Below are 12420 nucleotides of genomic sequence, written 5' to 3'. Positions count from 1 at the left end.
GCTGGCTCAATTCGGTTTGTCATTTTTTCCGATTGAGCCAGTCTCTTCTTTTTTCTCATTTTTACTCTGTGTATACAGCCGGATAAATCTATCTTTGTGTATAAGATTCATGGTACGGAAAATTATACATATAGACATGGATGCGTTTTATGCTTCCATAGAGCAGCGCGACAACCCGGCGTACAGAGGGAAGCCTCTGGCGGTTGGTCATCCGGGCGATAGAGGTGTTGTTGCAGCGGCCAGTTACGAAGCCCGCCGTTATGGTGTGCGCTCGGCGATGCCCTCCAAAACTGCATTACGCAAATGTCCGCACCTTATTTTTGTTCAAAGCCGGTTCGATGCTTACAAGGAAGTATCGAGGCATATTATGGATGTTTTTTTTGAGTATACCGACATTGTTGAACCTCTAGCGCTCGACGAAGCTTTTTTGGATGTCACCACAAACCATAAAAATATAGAATCGGCTACACAGATAGCACAAGAGATAAGAGACCGTATTTTTCAGGAAACAGGGCTAACGGCTTCGGCAGGTGTGTCCTTCAATAAGTTCCTCGCAAAAATAGCATCCGATCAGAATAAACCCAACGGATTATTCATTATACGCCCCAAGGTTGCTGAGCAGTTTGTTGAAGCCCTGCCCATAGAAAAGTTTTTTGGTGTAGGACGGGTTACTGCCCAAAAGATGCACCAAATGGGAATAAAAACAGGGGGCGACCTGAAACTCAAAACCGAAGCCGAGCTTGCGGCCGCCTTCGGTAAAGCCGGACATGTTTATTTTATGAATGCTCGTGGACAAGACGACAGAGAGGTTCAGCCCAATCGTGTACGCAAATCGATAGGAGCCGAAAATACCTTTGCCAGCGATTTCGATTCTTTGCCCGAACTCCTAAAGGAGTTGGAGGGTGTTGCCCAAGATGTTATAGGGCGCATAAGCCGGCGTTCCTTTCAGGGAAGAACCGTTACCTTGAAGGTGAAATTTGCCGATTTCCGGATAATAACCCGTAGCAGAACCATGCCGTTGGTTGTTTCTGATTTCGAAACCCTCTACTCGGTAGGGGCAGAGTTGCTCGAAACAATAGATATAAGCCCTAAAGTGAGGCTTATTGGGCTTACCATCAAAAATACGGATGTAGACGAAAGCGATTGGAGCGGAGCCATGCAGCTTTACCTTCCATTCAAGGAATGGGATGATGAATAGACGCGCCTCTGCCTCCGTCTCTATTTCTTGGAATAACATCTGTAAACATAGTTTCTGTTTCTTTATACGCCCATCGGAGAGGTATTTACACAAAATAAAAGTATTTTTGCTTTTGAAATATAAATACAGATTGCAGACCGAAAATGAAAAAAAGCTTATTTATCTTCATTCCGTTACTTTTCTTTTCAAGTTTCACTCTTTCGCAAACGTATGAAGAATTAGTTCTTAAATCGGCCGACTATGCCGAAAAAGGAGATTACCTTTCGGCCGAAATTGCTCTCTTGCAAGCATTACGTGCAGAACCCGCAAATGCAGGTAATACACTTTTGCTGTCTAATCTGGGAACAATACAGCGCAAGTTGGGTAAGCAGGAGGAGGCATTGCTGGCTTACAACACTGCTCTGTCTAAAAACCACAATGTACCCAGTATTCTGCACAACAGGGCTGTTCTGTATTGCGAAATGAGACGCGACGACGATGCAATGAAAGACTATGACTCTATCCTTTTTTACAACGAAAATGATATCCTTGCCCGTTACAGGCGCGGACTGCTCCATATAAACCAGAATGATATTCCCGCCGCCAGAAAAGACTTCGATAAGATTGAAGAAATAGAACCCAACAACATTATGGCACAGCAAGGGCACGCATTGGCCTTTAAACACCTGAACCAATGGAACGATGCCGAAAAAATATATACCAATCTTATTGGCGAAAACAAAGGATTGGCCAAATTGTATTTCGACAGGGCCGAATGTTATCTGAACACCCGCAAATTCCGCTATGCAACCGACGACCTGAACAAAGCTCAGAGTTTAGGTTTTGAAAGTCCCGAATTGTATATCATGCGTGGACAAATCCGCTTGGAACAATACGATAAACTTGCGGCAAAGAAAGACTTTGAAAAAGCAAAAGAACTGGGAGCCGAAGCAAGCTTTATAGACCGGCTCATCAATCTTTGCAAATAATAACCGTGAACGGGAGACGACAATACCCCCTTGAGAATCCACAGCTTTCGTGTATTTTTAGTAAATTTGCATCCCCGAAAGATTTAAGAAAATGAGTAAGATAGAAATATGCTTTTCGCCCCGGTTATATCCCGTGTATGAAGAACCCGATGCCATTGTAGTGGTTGTAGACGTATTCAGGGCTACTTCAACAATATGCGGTGCTTTGGGTAGTGGAGCAAAGAGCGTCATCCCCGTCGAAACCATAGAAGAAGCCAAGGCGTATAAAGATAAAGGCTATCTGGTGGGAGGTGAGCGTAATGTGATGCGTGTCGATTTTGCCGATTTTGGCAATACTCCGTCCGATTATTCGCCCGATAAGGTGAAGGATCAGGATATCGTTATTTCCACAACAAACGGAACACGCGCCATAGAAATAGCCAAGAACTGTTATTCGCTGGTAATCGGCTCATTTTCGAACCTGTCGGCTGTGGCAAACTACTGCCTTGCGGAACAGAAAAATGTACTTGTGCTTTGCTCCGGATGGAGAGACCGTTTCAATATAGAAGATACCCTTTTTGGAGGAGCTTTGGCCGATATACTGAAAACGGAGGGCAACTATTCCGTTCTGTCCGACTCCGTGCAAGTGACTCTATCTATGTGGCACGAAGCCAAAGCCGATGTTGGCAAATACATAGAACGCAGCGAACATTATGTAAGATTGAAGCAACACAATCTGCTTGAGGTGGCACGCTATTGCCTACAAACGGATACCGAACATGTTTTGCCCATTTACGATAAAGAAACAAAACGATTAACAGACCTAAATAGAAACCGATAACGAAAATGAATATATCTGAACTGAAGAACGGTAATTTCTTTCTCATGGCAGGCCCATGTGTTATTGAAGGCGAAGCAATGGCTCTCGATATTGCCGAAAAAATAATGAACATTACCTCCAAACTCAACATTCCTTATGTCTTTAAGGGTTCGTACCGCAAAGCAAACCGCTCGCGTGTTGATTCCTTCACGGGCATAGGCGACGAAAAAGCCCTGAAGATATTACGCAAGGTGGGCGAAACCTTCGGCATACCCACCGTGACCGATATTCACGAAGTGCACGAGGCCGATATGGCCGCGCAGTATGTAGATGTGTTGCAGATTCCGGCTTTTTTGTGCCGGCAAACCGAACTGTTGGTTGCGGCCGCTAAAACAGGGAAGATTGTAAACGTAAAGAAAGGACAGTTTCTTGCACCTCATGCCATGAAGTTTGCGGTTCAGAAAATAGTTGATTCGGGCAATGAAAATGTGATGTTGACCGAACGTGGAGTTTCGTTTGGTTATGGTGACCTCGTGGTAGACTTCCGCGCGATACCCGAAATGCAAGCCTTTGGTTTCCCTGTTGTACTCGATGCTACCCATTGTTTGCAAATGCCAAACCAAACATCGGGGGTTACCGGCGGGCAGCCCAAACTGATAGAAACCATGTGCAAGGCCGGTATAGCCACAGGTGCTGACGGTTTGTTCATAGAAACCCATCAAGACCCATCGGTAGCAAAATCGGATGGGGCAAATATGTTACCTTTAGACCAAATGGAAGGGCTTATGACCCGTCTGGTTCGTCTTAAACAGGCTTTGTAATGGTTGACGGTTACAAGATAATCCTTGCATCGAACTCGCCACGCAGGCAGGAACTGTTGAAAGGGTTGGATATACCTTTCGAGGTGAAAGTTCTGCAAGATATTGACGAGTCTTATCCTCCGGATATTGAACCGGCAAAAGTTCCCGAATACCTGGCCAATAAAAAGGCTGAGGCTTATGCTTCCTTGGTAGATGGCGATACGATGGTTATAACAGCCGATACGGTAGTGATACTGGACGGGCAAATATACGGAAAGCCCGAAAATGAAACGCATGCAAAGCAAATGCTGGCTAAACTGTCAGGCAAAACCCATCAGGTTGTAACAGGAGTTTGCCTGTACACGAAGGATAAACAAAAAACATTCTCGGCTGTGTCGGATGTTCGTTTTGCCGAATTGAGCGAAAACGATATAGAATATTATGTAGAAAAATACAGACCGATGGATAAGGCCGGAGCATATGGCGTACAGGAGTGGATAGGCTATATTGCGGTTGAATATATTTCGGGTTCGTACTACAATATTATGGGGCTACCCGTACAGAAGTTATTTAAAGAGCTGAGGGGTTTTTAATAATTTCATTATCTTTGTTGGCTGAAATCTAATACTTAACACATATTACTTCCAGCAAACATAAATAATGAGAAAAGTTGTAATACTATTTACTTGTTTAGCAAATATATTTTATTTTTCGTCTTGCAATACAAATTCTAACCGGCCAACCAACGATGCAAACAAAACAGACTCGTTGCTGGTAGAAGACGTAGAACCGGTGATAGACACTCTCTCGGCTGACGATATACTGATAGTAAAAGAATTAAAATACGATAAATATACACTCGAAGATACTTACCCGTATAAAGATACGGTTCGTGTTTTTCAGTGGGACAAAATAAAGGAGCGGTTAGCATTGGTCGAAAACATGCAACGCAAACCTGCCATGTGGGCAGTGTTGCAAAATTACAAAAATCTGAATGGACAAGCTCCTTTGGTTAAAGTATGGAACAGAGACGAATATAAGCGCATATCAGATACTTTAGGGGTGGAGCGCTATCAATCTGTTCCCTTGTTTTTGGAAAACGATACCCTCGAAGCTGAACTTTACGGACGGGATGGAAGTTTGGTGAGATATTTGGAGGATGTATCCGACTTTGTAAAGGTGGAAATAGCTGAAACTAAAAAAGAATGGTTGGTTCCCAAACGATATATCAAAACGATTGGCGACACAGTTGTTTTTAACAAGGCGGTATTTGTTGACGTTACAAATCAGAACATTGCAACGCTCGAAAAAACAGACACTTGTTGGGTAGTCCGCAGCATGAATCCTGCAACTACCGGAAAACACAGGCCACCATACGGGCAGGAAACGCCAACAGGTTTGTTTGTAGTACAAGACAAAAGATCTACAATGATATTCCTGCAAGACGGATCATTGACCGAGCATGCCGGCTTTGCCCCTTATGCAAGCCGTTTCACAAACGGAGCTTATATACATGGCGTTCCTGTCAATCTGCCACGGACCGATATTATCGAGTTCAGTTCAACATTGGGTACAACCCCGCGTTCGCACATGTGTGTGCGTAATGCGTCGTCGCACGCAAAGTTTGTATACGATTGGGCCCCAAAATATGAGGCATTAGTATTTGTATTAGATTAATAAAAACCTCTGAGGCACACAGGGGAAAGAAAACATTATTGTGCCCATAAAAACTTATGTATAAATTATTTTTCGGTTTAACCCTCATTTCAATTTTCATATTTGTTCCTGCAAGTAATTCGAACAACAATACTTCAAGCCAAAAGCCGGCAAGAAAAATCACAGCACCGACAATGTCCGAAACCGAACTTCTATACGAAGAAATGAACCTCAAGGAGTTTATCGGACAAGAAATGTTTGAACAGGCAATGGCCGGATATAAGGCCATAAATCCTAAAAACAAAACGATAATCACGCTGATTGACTTCACCAAACCCTCAACTCAAGAACGCCTTTTTGTTCTCGACCTCGAAAACAAGACGATATTATTCGCAAGCCATGTAGCACATGGGCGTGGCAGTGGCGAGAACTACGCCACATCGTTTTCGAACCGTAAAAATTCGCATAAAAGTTCCCTCGGCTTTTACCTTACAGAAAACACATACAACGGCAAGAATGGTTATTCGCTGATAATAAACGGATTGGAAAAAGGCATTAACGACAATGCCAAGGCAAGGTCAGTCGTGATACATGCCGCCGATTATTGCGAGCCATCTTACATGGAATCGAACGGCCGACTTGGCCGTAGTTGGGGTTGCCCCGCCCTACCACCCGATATCAATGACGCGGTTATAGATGTAATAAAAGATGGTTCTTTGTTGTTTATCTATGCCGATAACAAAGAATATCTGGCTTTTAGCCCAATCATATCCAATGCAAAACTTTATACCTGAAATTGCGTATATAAAGCATAATCGGAGGATATATATTACCAAACTTTTATAAACAAAAAACACCTGCTTACTTGGAACCTAAAAAATACGAATACATAGATAGCCTGCGCGGTATTGCCGTTTTGATGGTGATATTGGTACACATCGGAAACATGTTGTTACCTCAGGATGAGATTCAGTATCATTATCCGGAATGGCTTTGTCGTATCATATCTGCCGGACGGTATGGGGTGCAATTGTTTTTTATTGTTAGCGCACTGACCCTTTTTATGTCGCACAACAATCGTAAAGGAGAAACACAACCTGTGAAAAAATTCTTTATCCGCCGTTTTTTCAGGATTGCTCCCATGTATTATCTGGCTATAATATATTTTACTTTCGATCAATTTATTGGTTTTGATTTCTCAAATCTCGATTTTTCACTTATACCACTAAAAGCATTACTAAGCAGTATTCTGTTTGTTAATTCCTTGTTTCCTTTTTACGCAAACCTGTATGTGCCTGGTGGTTGGTCTGTCTCTGTTGAGTTTATTTTCTATCTGTTTGTCCCGTTCTTATGCAGTAAAATAAGTAATGTAAACAAAAGTATTAGCTTTGCGGCAATCGCGTTTGTGGTGGGTGCTATAATAAGCAGTATTGCATGCTATTACCTCATACCCGATACTGTGCAGCAGAACAGTGATGATGGTTTTGCGGTATTCAATTTTTTTGTTCAGTTTCCGGTGTTTACACTTGGATTTCTTTGTTATAGGATATTGAACAACAACGAAGAACCAATCAGAAGATCTACGTTAGCATTGATGTTGGCGGCATTTGTCTTCTTTTTCTTCTTTATGCCCATACCCAAACATCTTCTGTTTTCTTTGATACTGCTTATCCTTGTTGTAATACAAGCAAGAAAACCTTTCAAAATATTATCAAACAAAGTTCTGGCAAAAGTAGGGAAAGTAAGTTTCAGTATGTACTTAGTACACTTCGCAATCATTCACGCTCTCAACAATATTGGGTTTAATTACTTGTTCGGTGTAAATGATATATACACATCGCTTCTCAATTTTGTATTGATGTATCTACTTGTATCTTTGATAACTTATCTTGTATCAAGCATTACCTACAAGTATATCGAAGTAAAAGGGCAGAATATAGGAAGACAGATAATAAAGACCATGGATAAGAAGGAATCTTAACGGAGATTACCTTCGTTTCTTCTGTGTAATATTAATTGTCCTTGTTTTTAATCAAGCCGTTTTTGCAGAAAACCAGGCCTTCTTCTTTCTTTTTTGCCCAGATTGCTTTGGCTTTTTTTACATCTTCCGGTTTATAGTTGGCTTTATGCCAAAGGTGCAAAGTGACTACCGAGTGTTTAATATTCTTAAAGATAACATCTGTATGTCTGAAACGATAATCAACATCCATATCTTCGCCTACACTTGCAACCTCATAATCTTCATCAAAACCATTAATATCTATCAGGCTTTGCTTGTGTACTCCCCAGTTGCATCCTATAATTTTTCGTTTAGGTTTTCCAGGGTCTAAGAATGGCAGATAAAAGGCATTAGTTAAACGTTTGGTATGAAGCAAAACATAATAGAAGGGTATCCTTTTCCCTTTAGTTTCATATATCCTATTGGTTATAGCTTCATCCAAATAACATCGTCTACCAAGACAAACAGTTTTGGGTTTTAACCATTTTTTGTACCCTTTCAACCATTCGATATGAGGGATACAATCTCCATCCAAAAAGACCAAGTATTCTCCTTCCGAAATTTTTATTGACTGATTTAACGCCTTGTTTTTTCTAAAACCTTTGTCTTCTTGACTTATATGCTTTATCGTAAAGTCGAATCTTTTACGAGCATCTTTCAAATAGTCTATAGTTGTTTGCGCATTGTCATCCTCCGAAACTATTACTTCAAAATCTTTCTCGCTTTGCATACTAAGTCTACGAAGAATCATTTCTAGATTATCCAAACGTTTGTAAAAAGATATGATTACAGAAATCATGTGTATTAAAATTCTGATGTGAAATGAAAACGTATATCTTTAAAATCCTGTTGCGCCATCATCAGCACGTAATTAGAATCGGCTAAAAATACATCCCTGCCTTCTTTATCTTTGGCCATGTATTGTGCTTTCCGCTTTTTGAAGTTTTCCAATTCTTCGGCATTATCGCTTTCAATCCAGCAAGCTTTGTAGAGGTTGATAGGATCCCATTTACACTGTGCCCCATACTCGTGCAACAAGCGGTACTGAATAACCTCGAACTGTAATTGCCCGACAGTCCCAATAATTTTACGTCCATTAAATTGGTTAACAAACAACTGTGCCACCCCTTCATCCATAAGTTGGTCGATACCTTTTTGGAGTTGTTTTGTTTTCATAGGGTCGGCATTCTCGATATATTTAAACATTTCGGGCGAAAAACTGGGCAGACCTTTGAAGTGAATCTCTTCGCCCGAAGTAAGCGTATCGCCTATCTTAAAGTTACCCGTATCAGGCAAACCGATAATATCTCCGGCAAAGGCTTCGTCTACCGTTTCTTTTTTCTGAGCCATAAATGCCGTAGGGGCCGAAAAGCGCATCTGTCTGTTAAAACGGATGTGTTTGTAATTGGCGTTACGTTCAAATCGTCCCGAGCATATCTTAACGAAAGCTATACACGAGCGGTGGTTCGGGTCCATATTGGCGTGAATTTTAAAGATGAAACCCGAAAAAGCATCTTCCATCGGGTTTATTTCTCTTTCAACCGCTTCCACAGGTCGTGGCGAGGGGGCTATCTTAACGAAGCAATCCAATAATTCTTTTACCCCAAAGTTATTCAAGGCCGAACCAAAAAACACAGGGGCAACCTCACCATCAAGGTAAGTATTTATATCCAACTCAGGGTAAACCCCTTCAATCAATTCAATATCTTCACGTAGTTTGGCGGCAAGGCTATCGCCGATGTGCGACTCAAGTTCGGGGCTGCTGATATCCTTAAACTCTATGTTTTCGGTAACGGTTTGCTTGCTTGGTGTATAAAGATTCAGTTTTTGCTCATATATATTGTATACACCTTTAAAGCTTTGTCCGCTGTCGATAGGCCAACTCAAAGGACGGACTTTTATTTTCAGTTCTTCTTCCAGTTCGTCAAGCAAATCGAAAGGGTCTTTCCCGTCGCGGTCCATCTTGTTTATGAAAATCATCACCGGGGTGTTGCGCATACGGCACACTTCCATCAGTTTACGTGTTTGGGCTTCAACACCCTTTGCCACATCGACAGCAATTATAACACTATCTACTGCCGTTAAGGTGCGGTAAGTGTCTTCCGCAAAATCTTGGTGACCGGGGGTATCCAGAATATTGATCTTATATCCGCCATACTCAAATCCCATAACCGAAGTTGCAACCGAAATCCCACGTTGTTTTTCTATTTCCATCCAGTCGGATGTAGCGGTTTTCTTTATTTTATTCGACTTTACAGCTCCTGCCACATGGATAGCCCCTCCGAACAACAATAGTTTTTCGGTAAGTGTTGTTTTACCGGCATCCGGATGGCTAATAATGGCAAAAGTACGCCTTCTTTTTATCTCTTTTTCTAAATCGCTCATAAACAATACAATCTCCTGCTTACGCAAGTCTTTTTAAATTCAAGGTGCAAAGATAAGATAAAATAGACTATGTTTAAAAAAGAGAATTATAAATACTGGTTTTACAGCATCTTTAAAAACGATATTGATTACTGTTATTTTAAATATCTTTGCTCGGATTCAAAAAAGTAATATGTCTATAAAATCTATTATAGTTGCCGTTGACCGGAACAAAGCCATAGGGCAGAATAATAACTTGCTGTGCTATCTGCCAAACGATTTAAAATATTTTAAAACCGTTACCAACGGGCACACCGTCATTATGGGGCGGAAGACTTTTGAATCGTTACCCAAAGGAGCATTGCCTAACAGGCGTAATATAGTCATCACCCGCAATAAAAATATGGTTTTTCCCGGATGCGAAACCTGTCATAATATAGATGAAGCTTTTGGCCTTTGCGAAAACGAAAACGAAGTTTTTATCATGGGAGGGGCTTCGGTATATAACGAAACGATAGACCTTGCCGATAAACTATATTTAACAATAATAGATCACGTTTTTGATGAGGCAGATGTCTTTTTTTCTAACTTGGATTTAACAAAATGGAAGGAAATATCCAGAACAGAAAACCCGAAAGACGAGAAAAATATGTATAATCATACATTTATAGTGTACCAACGCATACAGTAATATCAATTTCGTTATAATCTGAAATATTTATTTTCGATTTATAATAAAGATACCCACGGATGATAATATATCTAAAGAGTGCTTTGTAAAAGCAAAAGGAGTGAGCCTCACGGCTAACTCCTCTCTAAGATAATTCTCTTCGTTATTGTATAGTGTTGATATGACGCTTGAAAAGCGCATACAAATATAGGTATTTATATTGTCAAAACCCTCATACTAAACGTAAAAAATAGTAAAAATCCGGAATTTCAGTTTTGTAATCAACTGTCACAAACTCCTTATATTTCTTGAAACCCTCTATAGATAGGCTTTTTGGAGTTTTTTTGATGTTGAAAAGTTTTTTTAAGATAATTTTTGCAAATACATCATAAACAAAAATCAATTTGATTTGCAGGAGGGGAGATTGAATATAAAGTATTTCAAAATACCTCGAAAAAGGTAGGTTCTTGTAACGAAAAACGCCTCTAAACTAAAAAAGCAAGAGGCGTTTTTTTATATCCTGTCGGTTAGGCTATTAAAGTTCGATATCAATGTCGAACAATTCGTGCCAAGGCAAGCCTTGTTTGTTCAGTTGTTCCATAAAAGGATCGGGATTGAATTCTTCTACATTAAATACTCCCGGTTTACGCCACAAGCCTTTCATGAACATCATGGCCCCTATTGTTGCCGGAACACCGGTTGTATAACTAACCCCTTGCGCTCCTGTTTCTTCGTAGGCCGCCCGATGCGAACAGTTGTTATATATATAATACGTCCGTTCCTTTCCATCTTTCACACCACGAATGCGGCAACCGATAGATGTTTCGCCGGTGTAGTTTTCTCCCAGTTCGCCCGGATCGGGAAGAACCGCTTTCAAGAACTGAATAGGCACAATTTCTACACCATTATATATAATAGGGTCGATACGTGCCATACCTATATTCTGTATTACACGCAAATGAGTAAGATATTCCTGTCCGAAGGTCATCCAGAAGCGTGCTTGCTTCAGTGTAGGGAAATTTTTGACAAGCGACTCCAATTCTTCGTGATAAATCAGATATGATTCCTTAGGCCCTATGTTGGGATAATTGAGTGGCATGTGTATTTCGTGTGGTTCTGTTTCCACCCATTTGCCGTCTTTCCAGTATTTACCTTTTTGGGTTACTTCGCGTATATTGATTTCGGGATTGAAATTTGTAGCGAAAGCTTTCCCGTGATCGCCCGCATTGCAGTCTACAATATCGAGGGTGTGCATTTCGTCAAAATGGTGCTTTGCCGCATAAGCCGTAAATACGCTGGTTACTCCGGGGTCGAATCCGCATCCCAAAATAGCAGTCAGGCCAGCTTCTCTGAAACGGTCTTGATATGCCCATTGCCATTTATACTCGTATTTGGCTTCGTCTTTAGGTTCGTAGTTTGCCGTATCCAGATAGTTAACGCCACAAGCCAGACAGGCATCCATTATAGTTAAATCCTGATAAGGTAAAGCTACATTAATAACCAGTTCGGGTTTGAACGAATTAAATAAGGCTTTCAGGTCTTCCACATTATCAGCATCCACTTGGGCGGTTTTGATAAGGCCTCCTCCTATTTTTTCGGCAATAGCATCGCATTTCGATTTAGTACGGCTGGCTAACATAATGTCAGTAAACACGTCTTTGTTTTGGGCTACCTTGTGGGCAACAACTGTGCCAACGCCACCCGCCCCAATAATAAGAACTCTTCCCATTTTATTCAATGTATTATGGTGATTTAAATATATGTTTTAAAACAAATTGATGCTAAAAAAATAAAAAACATGCATGTATCCTTGTTTCTCAATGTAAAAATAAAATTAAAAAATGAAATAGTAAACATATTGCTATGTAATAAGCTTGCTAAAGCTCGTATTTTTTGATTTTTTATTTATCTTTGTGCGTTTTTTAGTACGTAGGTCTATTTCAGATCGGACAATAATGCAATTGTT

General features: G+C 40.7%; 12 protein-coding genes. 9 read left to right on the top strand and 3 right to left on the bottom strand.

The window, feature by feature from the left end; all coding sequences use genetic code 11:
- Positions 1-109: 109 nt before the first annotated feature.
- From dinB to M2132_RS02010, 8 genes are all read left to right on the top strand, one after another.
- Positions 110-1198, top strand: a complete 1089-nt coding sequence (gene dinB / locus M2132_RS02045) for a DNA polymerase IV (RefSeq protein ID WP_280670915.1) — start codon at positions 110-112, stop codon at positions 1196-1198.
- A gap of 143 nt (positions 1199-1341) precedes the next feature.
- Entirely contained in the window at positions 1342-2166 is an 825-nt protein-coding gene (locus M2132_RS02040) for a tetratricopeptide repeat protein (RefSeq protein WP_280670918.1), read from the top strand.
- A gap of 91 nt (positions 2167-2257) precedes the next feature.
- Positions 2258-2986: a 2-phosphosulfolactate phosphatase gene (locus M2132_RS02035; RefSeq protein ID WP_280670920.1), complete on the top strand. Its 729-nt coding sequence runs from the start codon at positions 2258-2260 to the stop codon at positions 2984-2986.
- 5 nt (positions 2987-2991) lie between these two features.
- On the top strand, positions 2992-3786 hold the full coding sequence (gene kdsA / locus M2132_RS02030) for a 3-deoxy-8-phosphooctulonate synthase (protein ID WP_280670922.1): 795 nt from the start codon (positions 2992-2994) through the stop codon (positions 3784-3786).
- The gene (locus tag M2132_RS02025; protein WP_280670924.1) at positions 3786-4358 is read left to right on the top strand and encodes a Maf-like protein; all 573 of its coding nucleotides are present in this window, start codon (positions 3786-3788) and stop codon (positions 4356-4358) included. The genes kdsA and M2132_RS02025 overlap by 1 nt, the downstream gene beginning before the upstream one ends.
- Before the next feature lie 67 nt (positions 4359-4425).
- Positions 4426-5442, top strand: coding sequence for a L,D-transpeptidase (locus M2132_RS02020; RefSeq protein WP_280670926.1), 1017 nt, complete (start codon positions 4426-4428; stop codon positions 5440-5442).
- A 56-nt stretch (positions 5443-5498) separates the two neighbouring features.
- Entirely contained in the window at positions 5499-6215 is a 717-nt protein-coding gene (locus M2132_RS02015; protein WP_407932407.1) for a murein L,D-transpeptidase catalytic domain family protein, read from the top strand.
- A 71-nt stretch (positions 6216-6286) separates the two neighbouring features.
- Positions 6287-7402, top strand: coding sequence for an acyltransferase (locus M2132_RS02010; protein WP_280670928.1), 1116 nt, complete (start codon positions 6287-6289; stop codon positions 7400-7402).
- Positions 7403-7433: 31 nt separating this feature from the next.
- Here M2132_RS02010 and M2132_RS02005 read toward each other — a convergent pair whose 3' ends face one another.
- Together M2132_RS02005 and M2132_RS02000 are read right to left on the bottom strand one after the other, a co-directional pair.
- Positions 7434-8219, bottom strand: coding sequence for a glycosyltransferase (locus M2132_RS02005; protein WP_280670930.1), 786 nt, complete (start codon positions 8217-8219; stop codon positions 7434-7436).
- Positions 8220-8224: 5 nt separating this feature from the next.
- On the bottom strand, positions 8225-9805 hold the full coding sequence (locus M2132_RS02000) for a peptide chain release factor 3 (protein ID WP_280670933.1): 1581 nt from the start codon (positions 9803-9805) through the stop codon (positions 8225-8227).
- Between the two features lie 172 nt (positions 9806-9977).
- On the opposite strand from M2132_RS02000, the gene M2132_RS01995 reads away from it, so the two are divergent.
- A complete protein-coding gene (locus M2132_RS01995) occupies positions 9978-10475 on the top strand; it encodes a dihydrofolate reductase (RefSeq protein WP_280670935.1) in 498 nt (165 codons plus the stop codon).
- Between the two features lie 514 nt (positions 10476-10989).
- Here M2132_RS01995 and M2132_RS01990 read toward each other — a convergent pair.
- The gene (locus tag M2132_RS01990) at positions 10990-12183 is read right to left on the bottom strand and encodes a saccharopine dehydrogenase family protein (RefSeq protein WP_280670937.1); all 1194 of its coding nucleotides are present in this window, start codon (positions 12181-12183) and stop codon (positions 10990-10992) included.
- Positions 12184-12420 lie beyond the last annotated feature (237 nt).

Origin of the sequence: Dysgonomonas sp. PH5-45 (assembly GCF_029893235.1) — a bacterium.
GTDB lineage: Bacteria > Bacteroidota > Bacteroidia > Bacteroidales > Dysgonomonadaceae > UBA1309.
This window is presented reverse-complemented; position numbering and strand designations above follow the sequence as displayed.

Excerpts from the sequence above, each read along its gene's own strand:
- M2132_RS01995 (WP_280670935.1), top strand. The coding sequence starts at position 9,978 with ATGTCTATAAAATCTATTATAGTTGCCGTTGACCGGAACAAAGCCATA.
- M2132_RS02025 (WP_280670924.1), top strand. The coding sequence starts at position 3,786 with ATGGTTGACGGTTACAAGATAATCCTTGCATCGAACTCGCCACGCAGG.
- M2132_RS02000 (WP_280670933.1), bottom strand. The coding sequence starts at position 9,805 with ATGAGCGATTTAGAAAAAGAGATAAAAAGAAGGCGTACTTTTGCCATT.
- M2132_RS02005 (WP_280670930.1), bottom strand. The coding sequence starts at position 8,219 with ATGATTTCTGTAATCATATCTTTTTACAAACGTTTGGATAATCTAGAA.
- M2132_RS01990 (WP_280670937.1), bottom strand. The coding sequence starts at position 12,183 with ATGGGAAGAGTTCTTATTATTGGGGCGGGTGGCGTTGGCACAGTTGTT.
- dinB (WP_280670915.1), top strand. The coding sequence starts at position 110 with ATGGTACGGAAAATTATACATATAGACATGGATGCGTTTTATGCTTCC.
- M2132_RS02020 (WP_280670926.1), top strand. The coding sequence starts at position 4,426 with ATGAGAAAAGTTGTAATACTATTTACTTGTTTAGCAAATATATTTTAT.
- M2132_RS02040 (WP_280670918.1), top strand. The coding sequence starts at position 1,342 with ATGAAAAAAAGCTTATTTATCTTCATTCCGTTACTTTTCTTTTCAAGT.
- kdsA (WP_280670922.1), top strand. The coding sequence starts at position 2,992 with ATGAATATATCTGAACTGAAGAACGGTAATTTCTTTCTCATGGCAGGC.
- M2132_RS02035 (WP_280670920.1), top strand. The coding sequence starts at position 2,258 with ATGAGTAAGATAGAAATATGCTTTTCGCCCCGGTTATATCCCGTGTAT.
- M2132_RS02015 (WP_407932407.1), top strand. The coding sequence starts at position 5,499 with ATGTATAAATTATTTTTCGGTTTAACCCTCATTTCAATTTTCATATTT.